We start from the raw sequence: 15,122 nt of genomic DNA, 5'->3' as shown, positions 1-15,122 counted from the left end.
GCACGGCCCGTTTCGAGGGGATCACCCCAGATCGACGCCTTAAAGGAATAACGCGATGCTTTCTACTTTCCCACGTCTGGCGCTGGTCGGCCTGACGTTGTTTTGCACTGTTCAGGTGCAGGCCGGTGAGCCGACAACGGCCCCTGTCCCCGAAAAATCCCTGATCGAGCGGGGCCAGTACGTGGCCAGGCTTGGCGACTGCATAGCCTGTCACACCGCCCAGGGAGGGGCTGTGATGGCAGGTGGGCTGGAGCTGAAAACGCCGATGGGTACGATCTATTCGAGCAACATCACGCCAGACCCCGAGACCGGCATCGGTCAGTACAGCTTTGAGCAATTTGACCGGGCCATGCGCGAAGGCGTGACACCTGCGGGGCAGAACCTCTACCCGGCCATGCCGTATCCGTCCTACGCCAAGATGAGCGAAGAGGATATGCGCGCGCTTTACGCCTATTTGATGCAGGACGTAACGCCAGTAAAAATGGCGAATATTGAAGCGGACATGGGCTTTCCGTTCAATCAGCGCTGGGGCCTGGCGCTGTGGAACTGGGCGTTTGTCGATCATCAGCCGTTCGTTGCCGACCCCGGTAAAAGTGCCGAGCTGAACCGGGGTGCTTATCTGGTGCAGGGGCTGGGGCATTGCGGTTCCTGCCACACGCCTCGGGGTATCGCCTTCCAGGAAAAGGCTATGGACGATGGGGGCAGTCGTGGCAAGCACTACCTGGCGGGTGAAACCGTGGAAGAGTGGCGCGCCTTGAGTCTGCGCAACCTGTGGACGGTAGAGGACACGGTGCAGTTGCTCAAAACCGGGCAAAACCGGTTTGCCACGGTCTCGGGCAACATGGCCGACGTCATTCATCACAGTACCCAGCACTTCACCGACGCGGATTTGACCGCCATCGCCAGTTACTTGAAGTCGCTGCCACCGGGCAAGGATGATTTGCCGATGCCCGCTGTGGCGATCGAACCGGTCAAGGCGCCGGACACGCTATTTACCAGCCGTGGCGGCTTGGGCTACACGCAGTTCTGCGCCGATTGCCATCGCCCGGATGGAGGCGGTGTCAAAGGCATGTTCCCGCCGTTGAACGGCAATCCGGGGATCGTGGCGGCCAACCCCACTACGCTGCTGCACATTACCCTGACCGGCTGGAAAACCCCGCAAACCGCGACGCACCCACGGGTTTACACCATGCCAGGGTTCGCGCGGCTGGCGGATGATGAAATGGCTGAAATTTTGAGTTTTGTGCGCAGCAGTTGGGGTAATGACGCCCCGGCGATCAAACCCGCGCAAGTGGCCAGGATGCGCAAGCAGCTCAACCCTCAAACCACTGACGAGAGCGCATTTGTGACGCCGCGACTGGCCAATTTGCTCAGCGCCGCCAATGCCGATCAGGTGGTGCGCGGCATGCGCTTGCACTTGCAAACCAAAGCGCTGCTGCCGGACAACGTCGGCAATGCGCTTAATTGCACCAGTTGCCACTTGAACGCGGGTACCGTGGCTGATGGTTCGCCGTTTGTGGGCGTTTCGGCTTTTTTCCCAAGCTATGCGCCGCGTGCGGGCAAGGAGGTCACGCTGGAAGAACGGATCAATGGGTGTTTTCGCCGTTCGATGGATGGCAAACCGTTGCCGGTGGCTTCACCTGATATGCAGGCGATGGTGGCGTATTTTGACTGGATGAAAATGAACACCGTCGCGGGCGACAAGGTGGCAGGTCGGGGCGTGGGTAAGGTTGATCCCAACATCAAGCCCGATCCTGAAAACGGCAAGGTGATTTATGCGCAGCAATGTGCGGTGTGCCACGGTGACAACGGTCAGGGCCTGAAGCATGCCGACGGCAGCTTTGTGTACCCGCCGTTGTGGGGGGACGAGTCGTTCAATATCGGCGCGGGCATGGCACGCACGTACACGGCGGCGGCGTTCGTCAAACGCAACATGCCGATCGGTTTCCACGAAAAATTCCCGCTGGGGCAGGGCGGGTTATCGGATCAGGAAGCGGTGGATGTGGCTGAGTACTTCTCCCATCAGCCACGGCCTGACTTTGTCGACAAGGCCAAGGATTGGCCCAAAGGCGGAAAACCGGTAGATGCACGGTATTAAGAGCTAGAGCAATAGCAAAAGCCTCTCACCACGCCTCTCCCGGAAGGAGAGGCGTGGTGAGGGCCGCTGTTCAAACATGCGGTGTGGTGTGCGCCTTGACCTGGGGGCTGGCGTATTGCGGTTTTAGCACGCCCTGGTTGTCCAGCAGCCAGGCGTCCATCACCTTGCGCACCACGGGACCCGCCACCCGGCCACCGGCTTCGCCGTTTTCGATCATCACTGAAATCACGATCTGGGGATCTTCCGCCGGCGCAAAGCCCACAAACAAGGCGTTGTCGCGATTGCGCTCGGCGGTTTTCAGGCGGTTGTAACGCTCGCCTTGTTTGATCGCCACCACCTGCGCAGTACCACTTTTGCCGGCAATCCGGTATTGCACACCCTGGGCCGCTGCCCGGGCGATGCCGCGCGGGTCGTGCATCACCAGTTGCATGGCGTGGTTAACCTGATCCCAATCCCGGGGATCACGCAGCACCAGATTGGGGATCGGGTGCTCATCCACTGGCGGCGTGCCGTCAACGGTTTTGGCCAGGTGCGGACGATTCCATACCCCTTTGTTGGCAATCAGTGCGGTGGCCTGGGCCAGTTGCAGGGGGGTGACCTGCATGTAGCCCTGGCCGATCCCCAGAATGACAGTCTCACCGGGGAACCAGGCCTGGCGACGGGTGCTGCGCTTCCACTCACGGGACGGCATCAGGCCGGACGACTCTTCAAACATGTCCAGGGACACCTTCTGCCCAAGCCCGAACTCCGCCATGTAGTCATGCATGCGGTCGATGCCCAGTTTGGAGGCCAGGTCATAAAAGTAGGTGTCGTTGGAGCGCATGATCGCCGCGTTCAAGTCCACCCAGCCATCGCCGCTGTGGTTCCAGTTGCGGTATTTGTGATCGACATTGGGCAACTGGAAATAGCCGGGGTCAAACACCCGCGTGGAGGCGGAAATTACGCCGCTATCCAGACCCGCAATCGCCACTTCGGGCTTGATCGTCGAGCCGGGTGCATACAGGCCACGCAAGGCCCGGTTAAACAGCGGCTTGTCGATGGAATCACGCAGGCTCGAATAGTCCCTGGAGCTGATGCCGGTCACAAAGAGGTTGGGGTCGAAGCTGGGTTTGCTGACCATGGCCAGCACTTCGCCCGTTTTCGGGTCCAGGGCAATGATCGAGCCACGACGATCGCCCAGGGCTTCTTCGGCAGCTTCCTGCAGCTTGATGTCCAGGCTCAGTACGATGTTTTTACCGGCCACGGCATCGGTGTGGCGCAGTACGCGCATGACCCGGCCCTGGGCGTTGGTTTCGACTTCTTCAAAGCCGACCTTGCCGTGCAGTTCATTTTCATAAAAGCGTTCGATGCCGGTCTTGCCAATGGACTGCGTGCCCCGGTACTGGGTGGCATCCAGTTGCTTGGCTTCTTTTTCGTTGATTCGCCCCACATACCCGACCGAATGGGCAAAGTGATCACCCTGGGGGTAATGGCGCACGAACTGTGCCTCGACATCGATACCCGGCAGGCGGAATTGATTCACGGCCAGCAGGGCGATTTGGTCTTCACTCAGCTCGTACAGCAGGGTGGAGGGATCAAACGGGTGGCGCGCCTGCTTCATGGCCTTGGCAAATACCGCACGGTCTTCTACAGGCAAATGCAGGATGCTGATCACTGAGTCCAGCACTTTGGCGGTATCGCCGGCCCGTTCGCGGGTGATGGTCATATTGAAGCTGGGTTGGTTATCGGCCAGCAGCACGCCATTGCGGTCGTAGATAAAACCGCGTTCAGGGGGGATGGGCAGCACGTGTACCCGGTTGTTCTCGGAGACCGTCGAGTTGTAGTCAAACTCGGTGACCTGCAAAAAATACATACGGCCGATCAGCGCGCAGCTGATAGCCAGTACTAGCCCCGCGCAGGCGATCAGTCTTTTATTGACCAGGCGTTTTTCGCTTTCGTGATCTTTAAGAGGGATCGGTTCGGGCATGAGTGGGGTGTCTCGCTTAAGTCAACAGATAGCAGCAGCCAGCCAGGCTACAAAATTCGGCGCACACCTTACCAAGAAGCCTGATGTCGAGTCAGTTTATTGGGTGGCTTGTATATGAAAGCCGACGGGCTGTTGTGGCTGTAAACTGCACTTTTTCAAACGGAGCCCCCATTAATGCTGCCCTTGATCAACTGGCACCCCCATGCGCCCTTGCAGCGCCTGCACCTTGACTGGCTGGAACAGGCAGGGGTGGAGGTGGCGGTGCTGCGTCTGGACCTGATCGATCCGCTGATCAGCGGCAACAAGTGGTTCAAGCTCACCGAGCACTTGCTGGCGGCCCATGCAGCAGGGGCTGAGGGGTTGATCAGCCTGGGGGGCGCCCATTCCAATCATTTGCATGCCCTGGCGGCAGCCGGTAAGCGTTTTGGCTTTGCCACCGTGGGGCTGTTGCGCGGTCATCCTCAGCAAACCCCCACCACGATGGACCTTGAGCGTTATGGCATGCAGTTGCACTGGCTGGGTTTTGCCGGTTATCGGGCCCGCCATGAACCCGGCTTCTGGCAGTCCTGGCAGGCCATGTACCCGAAGTTGCATCAGGTGCCCGAGGGCGGTGGCGGGCTGGCGGGAGCCTCGGGATGCCGGCCGCTGGTGGACATGGTGCGCCGTCAACTGTCGGATGTTAGCTGGGATGATTACGACGGCTGGTGGTTGGCGGCTGGCACGGGTACGACTCTGGCCGGGCTGGTGCTGGGCGAGGAGGGCGTGCGGTGTGTGTATGGCGCGTTGGCGGTGCCACTGGATCACGGTGTCGCGCCGCAGGTGGAGGCCATTTTGCAGGCGGGCGGGGCAACGGAGCGCAATTTTCAGTTGATAGAAGCCAGTCGCGGTGGTTTTGCCAGGGTCGATGACGATTTGCTGGGGTTTATTCATGACAGCGAAGCGGCCAGTGGGTTGCCGCTGGAGCCATTGTATACAGCCAAGGCGTTGATGGCCCTGAAGCAGGCAGTCAAGGAAGGGGTCGTTGCGCGGGGGATGCGTCTGGTGTTTGTCCACACCGGCGGCTTGCAAGGCCGCCGGGGGTTTGCGTAATCACCCGGAATGCAGGATCAATGTGGGAGCGGGCTTGCTCGCGCTGCGTTTTGCCGCGCAAGCCCGCTCCTGCAGGTTTAACCGCGTCCAGGCAGCATGCGCAGCAGGGTGTTGTCCTTGATCAAGTAGTGGTGCGCCAGCCCTGCAACTGCGTGTAAACCGATCAGCCAATAACCGATGGTGCCGCCCAGTTCGTGCCAGCTCTTGATCTGCTTGGCGAAGTCCGGGTCCTTGGCGGTCAGTGGCAGGATGTCGAAGCCGTAGAAAAACACCGGTTTGTCGTTGTAACTCAACACCAGATAGCCCAGTACCGGCATGGCGATCATGAACAGGTACAGCGCCCAGTGCATCAGTGTGGCCAACGCGGTTTGCCAGGCGGGAGGGGTGGGGGTGATTTTCGGTGCAACGCCCAGCGTTCGGGCCAGCAGGCGCAGCCAGACCAGCGCGAACACCGTCAGGCCGAGCATGAAATGCGCGTCTTTCATCAGGTTGCGGCCGTCGCTGTCCTTGGGAAAGATCCCGCGAAACTCAATGGCGGCGTAAATCAGTACAAACAACAGCACCATAAGCCAGTGCAGGGCGATGGACATTCGACTGTAGTGGTGGGCGGTGCTTTTCCAGGACATGGTGTTTCCTCACAGTTCAGGTCTGAAGCCTCCGTTCTTGTGCGACGGAGTACCTTTACTTTAAGCGAGTTGGGTAATTTCGCACTGAGATACGTCAGCTTTCAGGGTTGCCCGGCACATTTGGCCAAAGGTCGGACACTAAAAATAAACGTTCGGCTTCTTCCCAGTCGCCGTCATTGTTTGGCACCAGACGGACCAACAGCTGGGCCGGTGCCTGGGGATGCAGTTCGGCAAGCCACACGTCCAGCTGCTGCGCCGTCCAGATACCTTCAGGGCCATAGTGTGCCGGGGCAAGCCAGGCATGCCGGGGCAAGGGTTGCCAGCACCCGGCAGGACTCTGGCGCACAAACGCCGGCCAGTCGCGCTGATGCAGCCAGCTTCCGCGCAGGTGCTGCGGGTTGGCGCCAGCCGGAGGCTGTGACTGCCCCGGCCACGGGTAAAGCAGATAGCCACCGAGCCACAGGTGTGCGCTAAACGTCTGGATATCGAGGCTGGCGAGGACTTCGCGGCTTTCGGGGCGGCTGGACATGGGTAGCTGATGCTGGCTGAAGTGCTTGAGCTTGCGGTCCAGCCGGTCATTGCTGCCGGGGCCGAGCCATTGGCCGTGGTCTGTGCCGTCTCCGTCCTGGGGGCCGAGGTAGAGCTTGATTGCCAGTTCCAGGTGATGCACGCCGTCGCGGTCCCGCAGCAACAGGTCCAGTTCCCCCAAGGTGTGCCCGCCCAGACGGATTGGCAGGTTGGCAGCAATCAACTCAACACCTGGGGCGTGCTGCACCGCAAATTGCCATAGACGTTCGTAGTAGCGCCCCAGGCGCCGGGTGGTTGCCAGTGCCAGCCAGTGCAGCAGCGGCTCGCTGCACTGGTCCAGTTCACGCAGCCAGTGTTCAAGTTGCTGCGGAGCGTTTACCCAGTCGCTGCCTGCCAGTGGATGACGCTGTGGCCAGGGAGTGCGACTCAGCATTGGCGGGGCGAGAATCACCCACGCCAGATCGCGCACCTCGGGGTGGCGCAATTGATGGGGCAGGTCAAGCAAGTCGGGGAAGAGTGTCATTGTGCGAGCATAGCTGTTTGCCAGACGCCGGGGGCTGAAAGGGTTTTGTCTATCGTCGTCTTTCGCCCATAATCGTTGTTTTCGCACGCATTGAATCCCGCAGGAGCCCCATGGAGCAATTTCGTAATATCGGCATCATAGGTCGTCTGGGCAGCTCGCAAGTGCTCGACACGGTTCGCCGACTGAAAAAATTCCTGCTTGAGCGGCACATGCACGTGATCCTCGAAGACACCATCGCCGAGGTGTTGCCCGGTCATGGCTTGCAAACCTCGTCGCGCAAAATGCTCGGCGAAGTCTGCGACATGGTGATTGTGGTCGGCGGCGATGGCAGTTTGTTGGGCGCCGCCCGCGCGTTGGCCCGACACAACGTCCCGGTGCTGGGCATCAACCGTGGCAGCCTGGGCTTCTTGACGGATATCCGTCCCGATGAGCTGGAAGTCAAAGTGGCTGAAGTGCTCGACGGTCACTATCTGGTTGAAAACCGCTTTCTGCTGCAAGCCGAGGTTCGACGTCATGGCGAAGCCATTGGTCAGGGCGACGCCCTGAATGACGTGGTGCTGCACCCCGGTAAGTCCACGCGCATGATCGAGTTCGAACTGCATATCGACGGCCAGTTTGTGTGCAGCCAAAAGGCCGACGGCCTGATCGTGGCCACGCCAACCGGCTCTACGGCCTACGCGATGTCTGCGGGCGGCCCGATCATGCACCCCAAACTCGACGCCATTGTGATCGTGCCCATGTACCCACATACCCTCAGCAGTCGCCCGATTGTGGTCGATGGCAACAGTGAGCTGAAAATCGTGGTGGCCAAGGACATGCAGATCTACCCGCAAGTCTCGTGCGACGGTCAGAACCATTTCACCTGTGCTCCGGGCGACACCATCACCGTCAGCAAAAAAGCGCAAAAGCTGCGCCTGATTCACCCCTTGGACCACAACTACTATGAGGTGTGTCGGACCAAGCTTGGCTGGGGTAGCCGACTGGGCGGTAGGGCTGACTGATGCTCGATCCAGCGCGCAGTTACGATCTGATCGGTGACGTGCATGGCTGTGCTCATACCCTTGAGCACCTGCTGGAGCGTCTTGGCTATCGAAAACTCGCCGGTATTTGGCGACACCCGCAACGGATGGCGGTGTTCCTGGGTGACATCATTGACCGCGGCCCGCGTATTCGCGAGTCGCTGCATATTGTTTACGACATGGTCAAGGCCGGTCAGGCCCTGTGCCTGATGGGCAACCATGAATTCAACGCATTGGGCTGGTGCACACCCGCGCCTGCCGGCAGTGGCAAGCAGTTTGTGCGTGAGCACACCCCGCGCCATGCCCGACTGATTCACGAAACACTGGAGCAGTTCGACAAGTATCCCGGCGAATGGCGCGAGTTCGTGCAGTGGTTTTACGACATGCCGCTGTTTGTCGACGCCGGGCGCTTCCGGGTCGTGCACGCATGCTGGGACGCCGAAGTGATTGCGACCCTGCGCGAGCAATACCCCGAAGGCTGCATTGATGAGGCTTTTTTGACGGCGGCCGGGGTGTCGGGCAGCTTTGCCGACCTGAGCTTCAATCGATTGTTGCGCGGCACTGACATGCGTTTGCCGGGCGGCATGACCCTGACAGGTGGTGATGGTCTGACGAGGGCGTTCTTTCGCACCAAATTCTGGGAAGACGACCCCAAGACCTACGGCGATATCGTGTTCCAGCCTGACGCATTGCCCGATCGGGTGGCGCAACAACCGCTGTCCTCCACTGAGAAAAGTGCCTTGTTGCGCTACGGCATTGATGAGCCGCTGTTGTTTGTCGGCCACTACTGGCGCAGCGGTCGGCCTGCGCCAATCCGGCCGAACCTGGCGTGCCTGGATTACAGCGCGGTGTTGTACGGCAAGCTGGTGGCTTACCGCCTGGATCAGGAAACCCGGCTCGATCCGAACAAATTTGTATGGGTGAATGTAGATCGCCCAGAGGCCATTCAATGAGTGCTGTAGCTGTTTTACGTTTGCCGCTGTCCGTCGACCTGAGCGGTTTTGTCGCGTTGCTCAGGCGCATGCAAGTACCGCATCGGGTCAGCGAAGAGGCGGGCGAGCAAGTGTTGTGGGCGCCAGAGAACATCGCCGACGATGTGCGCAGTTTGTACCAGCGTTTTCCTGTGGGTGACCCCGAGCACGAATTGCCCATCGTTGAGCGCCCGGCAGCCATGCCCCGGCCCGGTTTCGCCCAGCAACTGCGTGCCAGCCCGGCCACCGGGATCATCTTGCTGCTGTGTGTAATCGTCGCTGCAGTGACCCAACTGGGGGACAACTTGTCGGCCCTGAGCGGGCTGACGTTTCTCGATTTCAGCATTCGAGGCCAGTACATCCAGTTTGTCCCGTTGTCCGACAGCTTGGCGTCGGGGCAGTGGTGGCGATTGTTCACCCCGATGTTGATCCACTTCGGCTTTCTGCACATTGCCATGAACGGCATGTGGTTCTGGGAGCTGGGGCGGCGCATTGAAGTGCGTCAGGGCAGCATCAACCTGATTGGCTTGAGCCTGTTGTTCAGCCTGGTATCCAACTTCGCCCAGTACCTGTTTGGTGGCCCGAGCCTGTTTGGCGGGTTGTCGGGAGTGTTGTACGGGCTGCTGGGGCATATCTGGATTTACCAGATGATGGCGCCAAACCCCCTGTATCACCTGCCTCGCGGGGTCCTGGTGATGATGCTGGTGTGGCTGGCGCTATGCATGTCCGGGCTGGTGTCGATGATCGGCTTTGGCCAGATCGCCAACGCGGCCCATGTGGGCGGTTTGGTGATTGGGTGCCTGACCGGTTTGCTGGGCGGTCTGTGGGCGCGGCGCAAACAGATGGCTTAACTCTGTAGTCGCTGCCGCAGGCTGCGATGGGCTGCGCAGCGGCCCTATTTTTTTGAAGGTCCTTTGGACCTTATCGCAGCCTGCGGCAGCGACTACAGGTTTACTTTTTAGAGCGGAAACAGAACCATGTCCTCTTTCAACGAAATGATTCAAAACATCACCCCCGAGATCTATCAGAGCCTGAAACTGGCCGTTGAAATCGGCAAATGGGCAGACGGCAACAAACTCACCCCTGAACAGCGCGAGCTGTCGTTGCAGGCGATGATTGCCTGGGAAGTACACAACCTGCCTGAAGATCAGCGCACCGGTTACATGGGGCCGCAAGAGTGCAGCTCCAAATCGGCGCCAGTGCCTAACATCCTGTTCAAGTCGGATGCTATCCATTGATTGAGATTGGTCGCGGTGCAATCAGCAAGATGTCGGCAAGCCTTGAAACGCCGACTGTTCAGTATGCGTTTCGTTTGGGCGATACCGAGGTGCCGGTCAATCCATTGATCGGCACCAAACTGCGTCTGGAATACCTGGGTGAGATCAACTGCACTCACTGCGGACGCAAGACCAAAAAGAGCTTCAGTCAGGGCTACTGCTACCCGTGCATGACCAAGCTGGCGCAATGCGATGTATGCATCATGAGCCCGGAACGTTGCCACTACGAGGCAGGCACCTGCCGTGATCCGTCGTGGGGCGAGCAGTTTTGCATGACCGACCACGTGGTATATCTGGCCAACTCCTCCGGGATCAAGGTGGGCATCACCCGTGCCACCCAGTTGCCGACACGCTGGCTCGACCAGGGCGCCAGCCAGGCACTGCCGATTGTGCGGGTGGCAACCCGTCAGCAATCGGGCTTTGTCGAAGACCTGTTCCGCTCGCAAGTGGGCGACCGCACCAACTGGCGTGCACTGCTCAAGGGCGATGCCGAACCTGTTGACCTTGCCGCGGTGCGTGAACAACTGTTCGAGAGCTGCGCCGAAGGTATGAAAACCCTGCAGGAGCGTTTTGGCCTGCAAGCGGTCCAACCTTTGTCAAACGTTGAGCCCATCGAGATTCGCTACCCGGTCGAGCAGTACCCGAGCAAGATCGTCAGCTTCAATCTGGACAAGGACCCGATCGTAGAAGGCACGCTGATGGGGATCAAGGGCCAGTACCTGATCTTTGACACCGGCGTAATCAACATTCGCAAATACACGGCCTATCAACTGGCCGTGCATCAGTAAAAGGACTCCAGCATGCGCACCGAACAACCGCAAATGATCTACCTGAAGGACTACCAGGCGCCCGAGTACCTGATCGACGAAACGCACCTGACCTTTGAGTTGTTCGAAGACCACACGCTGGTCCATGCGCAACTGGTGATGCGTCGCAACCCGGCCCGTGGCGCTGGGTTGCCGGCGTTGGTGCTGGACGGCCAGCAGCTTGAGTTGCTGTCGGTCAGCATGGACGACATCGAACTCGCGGCTGACGACTATCAACTCGGCGACAGCCATCTGATCCTGCACCCGACCGCCGAGCAATTTGTGGTCGATACCAGCGTCAGGATCCACCCCGAATCCAATACCGCGCTGGAAGGGCTGTACAAGTCCGGCGGGATGTTCTGCACCCAGTGCGAGGCCGAAGGCTTTCGCAAGATCACCTATTACCTCGACCGCCCGGATGTGATGAGCAAATTCACCACCACCGTGGTGGCCGAGCAACACAGCTACCCGATCCTGTTGTCCAACGGCAACCCGATTGCCAGTGGTCCCGACGAAGACGGTCGACACTGGGCAACCTGGGAAGATCCGTTCATGAAGCCGGCCTACCTGTTTGCGCTGGTGGCCGGTGATCTGTGGTGCGTCGAAGACAGCTTCACCACCATGAGCAATCGTGACGTGGCGCTGCGCATTTATGTCGAGCCCGAAAACATCGACAAATGCCAGCACGCCATGGTCAGCCTGAAAAAGTCCATGCGCTGGGATGAAGAGACCTACGGTCGTGAATACGATCTGGATATCTTCATGATCGTGGCCGTAAATGACTTCAACATGGGCGCGATGGAGAATAAGGGCCTCAACATCTTCAACTCCAGCGCCGTGCTGGCCCGCGCCGAAACCGCGACCGATGCCGCTCACCAGCGGGTCGAGGCCATCGTTGCCCACGAATACTTCCACAACTGGACGGGCAACCGCGTGACCTGCCGTGACTGGTTCCAGCTGTCGCTCAAGGAAGGCTTCACGGTGTTCCGTGACTCTCAGTTCTCGGCAGACATGAACTCGCGCACCGTCAAGCGCATTCAGGACGTGGCCTATCTGCGTACCCACCAGTTCGCTGAAGACGCGGGCCCCATGGCCCACGCGGTGCGTCCAGACAGCTTTATCGAAATCTCCAACTTCTACACCCTGACCGTTTACGAAAAGGGTTCGGAAGTGGTGCGCATGATCCACACCTTGCTGGGGCCCGAGGGCTTCCGTAAAGGCAGCGATCTGTACTTCGAGCGTCATGATGGTCAGGCAGTGACCTGCGATGACTTCATCAAGGCCATGGAAGACGCCAATGGTGCCGATCTGACCCAGTTCAAGCGCTGGTACAGCCAGGCAGGCACGCCGCGTCTGGCCGTCAGCGAGCACTATGATGCCGCACAGAAAACCTACAGCCTGACCTTTGCCCAAAGCTGCCCGGAAACCCCGGACAAGGTCGAAAAACTGCCGTTCGTGATTCCGGTGGAGCTGGGCCTGTTGAGCGCCCAAGGGACTGAAATCGCCCTGCAACTGGCGGGTGAGTCTGTGGCCCAGGGCACTAGCCGTGTCTTGTCTGTAACCGAAGCCCAACAGACCTTCACCTTCGTGGGCGTCAACGAAAAGCCGTTGCCTTCGCTGCTGCGTGGTTTCTCGGCACCGGTGAAACTGAGCTTTGCCTACAGCCGCGACCAACTGATGTTTTTGATGCAACACGATACCGACGGCTTTAACCGCTGGGATGCAGGCCAGCAACTGTCGGTGCAGGTGCTGCAGGAGCTGATAGGGCAGCATCAGCGCGGTGAAGCACTGGTCATGGACCCGCGTTTGATTGAAGCCTTGCGCAGTGTGCTGGGGAATCAGGCGCTGGATCAGGCCATGGTGGCCGAAATGCTGTCGTTGCCAGGCGAAGCCTACCTGACTGAAATCAGTGACGTGGCCGATGTCGAGGCCATTCACATCGCCCGCGAATGTGCCCGCAAGCAGTTGGCAGACAGCCTGTTTGATGGTTTATGGGCACGCTACCAGGCTAACCGGGAAGTGTCGAAAGTCACTCCATACGTGGCCGAAGCCGAACACTTCGCCCGTCGTGCACTGCAAAATATCGCGCTGTCTTATTTGATGCTTGCCGGTAAGCCGCAAGTGCTGGCGGCGGCTCTGGAGCAGTTCGAACACAGCGACAACATGACCGAGCGCCTGACTGCGCTGGCGGTGCTGGTCAATTCGCCATACGAGGCTGAAAAAGCCGCGGCGCTGGCCAGTTTTGCCGAGCACTTCAAGGACAATCCGCTGGTCATGGATCAGTGGTTCAGCGTGCAGGCAGGCAGCACACTGCCCGGTGGTCTGCAGCGTGTGCGTCAGTTGATGGAACACCCGGCATTCAACCTCAAGAATCCGAACAAGGTTCGGGCTCTGGTCGGTGCGTTTGCCGGACAAAACCTGATCAACTTCCATGCAGCGGATGGCTCCGGCTATCGTTTCCTGGCGGACCTGGTGATCCAGCTCAACGGCTTTAACCCGCAGATTGCTTCGCGGCAGCTGGCGCCGTTGACCCGCTGGCGCAAATACGATGCTGCCCGTCAGGCGTTGATGAAGGCTGAACTGGAACGCATCCGCAATTCGGGCGATCTGTCCAGCGACGTGTTTGAAGTGGTAAGCAAAAGCCTGGTGTAAACCAGTTCACTTTCAAATGTGGGAGCGGGCTTGCTCGCGATGGTCGTTAACGAAGACGCGTATTGGCTGAGTAAATACGGTGTTCTGGAGTTCATCGCGAGCAAGCCCGCTCCCACAGAGGCGCAAATCGCTTAAGTGAACAACAGTGGTCTTGAAAAAGGCGCTGCCCGAGTGATCGGGTAGCGCCTTTTTTATGGCGTCGACGTTTGCTCATGCAGGGTTACCAGACGCGATACCGGTACCCCGTTAAACACCAGCGTGTAGTTGATGGGCCCCTTCAACGCTTGGATATCGTTATCGACATAGGAATGTTCATGGTCGGTGAGCCGGGCGATGGGCTGGCCGTCGCGGTAAATCTGTACGGGCTTGCCCGTCGGGGTCTCTGTACGCCAGGACAGGTTGACCTGGGCGCGATCTGGTAGTTGCTGCGCAGTGAGCTGTCTGACACCCACGGGCCCGATCAGGGGCAGGCCATCCATCGTGTAACGGGTCAGATCCGGTTTTACCCCAAGCCAGGCCAGCACGGTCGGACTAATGTCGGCCTGGCTGGCAAAACCATACAGGCCTTTGAAGTCGGGATTTGACGGATTAACGATGGGGGCGCGCAAGTGTGCGTTGCCCGTCTTGTTCATGGCAATAAAAGTGGTTTTTTCGCTCAGGGTTTGCTGGCCGTGGTCCTTGCCTTCAGGCAAGTGCCTGCCGTGATCGGGCAATACGATCACCAGCCAGTCTTCTTCGGGATGGGCTTTTTCACGGCGTTGCAGCGCCAGGAGAATCTGCCCGAGCTGGGCATCTACGGTCTGAATCGCCTGTTGATACTCGGGGGTAAAGCCGAGTCGGTGGCCGGTGATATCGGGTTCATCGAAGTGGGCAAACAACAGATCGGGCTGGCCGGTTTCCAGTTCATGACTGACGTTGTCGACGACGCACGGATCGACCCCCGAGCACTTGACGGCCAGGTCAATGTAACCCTGGGTAATATCCTCGGCGAAGTGTGCGTTGATCACGTTCCAGCTGACGATACTGGCAGTCTTGCGGTCAGGGAATGCCAGCTTGAACTGTTTGAACAGGCTGGGCGCCTGATTGCGCAACGCCTCGTCATTGGCACTGACCTGATGCCGGTCAACCCAGCTGCCGGTCAGAATGGTTGTCCAGCCGGGGCCACTGACCGTGGGTTGCTCCGTGGAGGTACCCAGCACGCCGCCGGTGTAGCTTTTATGCAGTTTCAGGCTGGCGATAGTGGGGGCCATATTCTGTTGAATGGCTGTTTGCAGCATCTGGTATTGCATGCCGTCCACGCCTATCAGCAGAGCCTTGTGGACAGGTGTATCGCTGGCCTGTGCGGTGAATGCAAGGCTCATACTGAGCGCAATCCATGTAATGCGGGGATAGTCCATGGCATACCTGCGTGGCGTAGTGGTCCTGTTACACCAGTGTGGCAGGTCATTCAAGTGTGTGAGCGAGCCTGCTCGCGATTCATGCACCACACGGTGCAATCACTGTGCTGCCTTCGCGAGCGGGCTCGCTCCCACAGGAACTACGGCGCCCACAGAGTTTGAGCCTTGCA

Annotated in this window: 12 protein-coding genes; 8 read left to right on the top strand and 4 right to left on the bottom strand. The window is 59.3% G+C overall.

What is annotated here, in order from left to right; genetic code table 11:
• The first annotated feature begins 55 nt into the window (after positions 1-55).
• On the top strand, positions 56-2,098 hold the full coding sequence (locus TU76_RS08780) for a c-type cytochrome (protein WP_048351472.1): 2,043 nt from the start codon (positions 56-58) through the stop codon (positions 2,096-2,098).
• A gap of 70 nt (positions 2,099-2,168) precedes the next feature.
• Here the strand turns inward: TU76_RS08780 and mrdA are convergent, their stop codons facing one another.
• Positions 2,169-4,064 (bottom strand): penicillin-binding protein 2, encoded by a 1,896-nt coding sequence (gene mrdA, locus TU76_RS08775; protein ID WP_048351471.1) that lies wholly within the window; start codon positions 4,062-4,064, stop codon positions 2,169-2,171.
• 174 nt (positions 4,065-4,238) lie between these two features.
• On the opposite strand from mrdA, the gene TU76_RS08770 reads away from it, so the two are divergent.
• Positions 4,239-5,153 carry a 1-aminocyclopropane-1-carboxylate deaminase/D-cysteine desulfhydrase gene (locus TU76_RS08770; protein ID WP_048351470.1) on the top strand — a complete coding sequence of 305 codons (915 nt, stop codon included), beginning with the start codon at positions 4,239-4,241 and terminating at the stop codon, positions 5,151-5,153.
• Between the two features lie 77 nt (positions 5,154-5,230).
• On the opposite strand, the gene TU76_RS08765 is transcribed toward TU76_RS08770, so the two are convergent.
• Both TU76_RS08765 and TU76_RS08760 read right to left on the bottom strand, forming a co-directional pair.
• Positions 5,231-5,779: a cytochrome b gene (locus TU76_RS08765; protein WP_019822450.1), complete on the bottom strand. Its 549-nt coding sequence runs from the start codon at positions 5,777-5,779 to the stop codon at positions 5,231-5,233.
• Positions 5,780-5,873: 94 nt separating this feature from the next.
• Positions 5,874-6,830, bottom strand: a complete 957-nt coding sequence (locus TU76_RS08760; RefSeq protein WP_048351469.1) for a DUF1853 family protein — start codon at positions 6,828-6,830, stop codon at positions 5,874-5,876.
• Between the two features lie 110 nt (positions 6,831-6,940).
• On the opposite strand from TU76_RS08760, the gene TU76_RS08755 reads away from it, so the two are divergent.
• The 6 genes from TU76_RS08755 to pepN all read left to right on the top strand — a co-directional run bounded on the left by TU76_RS08755 (position 6,941) and on the right by pepN (position 13,555).
• Positions 6,941-7,831 carry an NAD(+) kinase gene (locus tag TU76_RS08755; RefSeq protein WP_016780735.1) on the top strand — a complete coding sequence of 297 codons (891 nt, stop codon included), beginning with the start codon at positions 6,941-6,943 and terminating at the stop codon, positions 7,829-7,831.
• Positions 7,831-8,802 (top strand): metallophosphoesterase, encoded by a 972-nt coding sequence (locus tag TU76_RS08750; protein WP_019822457.1) that lies wholly within the window; start codon positions 7,831-7,833, stop codon positions 8,800-8,802. Before TU76_RS08755 ends, TU76_RS08750 begins: the two co-directional genes overlap by 1 nt.
• Positions 8,799-9,671 (top strand): rhomboid family intramembrane serine protease, encoded by an 873-nt coding sequence (locus TU76_RS08745; protein WP_019822459.1) that lies wholly within the window; start codon positions 8,799-8,801, stop codon positions 9,669-9,671. The genes TU76_RS08750 and TU76_RS08745 overlap by 4 nt, the downstream gene beginning before the upstream one ends.
• A 126-nt stretch (positions 9,672-9,797) precedes the next feature.
• Positions 9,798-10,058 (top strand): YeaC family protein, encoded by a 261-nt coding sequence (locus TU76_RS08740; RefSeq protein WP_019822461.1) that lies wholly within the window; start codon positions 9,798-9,800, stop codon positions 10,056-10,058.
• Positions 10,055-10,885: a DUF2797 domain-containing protein gene (locus TU76_RS08735; RefSeq protein WP_019822462.1), complete on the top strand. Its 831-nt coding sequence runs from the start codon at positions 10,055-10,057 to the stop codon at positions 10,883-10,885. Before TU76_RS08740 ends, TU76_RS08735 begins: the two co-directional genes overlap by 4 nt.
• Before the next feature lie 12 nt (positions 10,886-10,897).
• Positions 10,898-13,555, top strand: a complete 2,658-nt coding sequence (gene pepN / locus TU76_RS08730) for an aminopeptidase N (protein ID WP_019822463.1) — start codon at positions 10,898-10,900, stop codon at positions 13,553-13,555.
• A 191-nt stretch (positions 13,556-13,746) separates the two neighbouring features.
• Here the strand turns inward: pepN and TU76_RS08725 are convergent, their stop codons facing one another.
• A complete protein-coding gene (locus TU76_RS08725) occupies positions 13,747-14,916 on the bottom strand; it encodes an alkaline phosphatase family protein (protein ID WP_048351468.1) in 1,170 nt (389 codons plus the stop codon).
• Positions 14,917-15,122 lie beyond the last annotated feature (206 nt).

This window comes from Pseudomonas psychrophila, assembly GCF_001043005.1.
GTDB lineage: Bacteria > Pseudomonadota > Gammaproteobacteria > Pseudomonadales > Pseudomonadaceae > Aquipseudomonas > Aquipseudomonas psychrophila.
The sequence above is the reverse complement of the archived record's forward strand: the minus strand, read 5'-3'. Positions and strand labels throughout refer to the sequence as shown.

Excerpts from the sequence above, each read along its gene's own strand:
- TU76_RS08760 (WP_048351469.1), bottom strand. The coding sequence starts at position 6,830 with ATGACACTCTTCCCCGACTTGCTTGACCTGCCCCATCAATTGCGCCAC.
- TU76_RS08740 (WP_019822461.1), top strand. The coding sequence starts at position 9,798 with ATGTCCTCTTTCAACGAAATGATTCAAAACATCACCCCCGAGATCTAT.
- TU76_RS08770 (WP_048351470.1), top strand. The coding sequence starts at position 4,239 with ATGCTGCCCTTGATCAACTGGCACCCCCATGCGCCCTTGCAGCGCCTG.
- pepN (WP_019822463.1), top strand. The coding sequence starts at position 10,898 with ATGCGCACCGAACAACCGCAAATGATCTACCTGAAGGACTACCAGGCG.
- TU76_RS08755 (WP_016780735.1), top strand. The coding sequence starts at position 6,941 with ATGGAGCAATTTCGTAATATCGGCATCATAGGTCGTCTGGGCAGCTCG.
- TU76_RS08745 (WP_019822459.1), top strand. The coding sequence starts at position 8,799 with ATGAGTGCTGTAGCTGTTTTACGTTTGCCGCTGTCCGTCGACCTGAGC.
- TU76_RS08765 (WP_019822450.1), bottom strand. The coding sequence starts at position 5,779 with ATGTCCTGGAAAAGCACCGCCCACCACTACAGTCGAATGTCCATCGCC.
- TU76_RS08750 (WP_019822457.1), top strand. The coding sequence starts at position 7,831 with ATGCTCGATCCAGCGCGCAGTTACGATCTGATCGGTGACGTGCATGGC.
- TU76_RS08780 (WP_048351472.1), top strand. The coding sequence starts at position 56 with ATGCTTTCTACTTTCCCACGTCTGGCGCTGGTCGGCCTGACGTTGTTT.
- TU76_RS08725 (WP_048351468.1), bottom strand. The coding sequence starts at position 14,916 with ATGAGCCTTGCATTCACCGCACAGGCCAGCGATACACCTGTCCACAAG.
- mrdA (WP_048351471.1), bottom strand. The coding sequence starts at position 4,064 with ATGCCCGAACCGATCCCTCTTAAAGATCACGAAAGCGAAAAACGCCTG.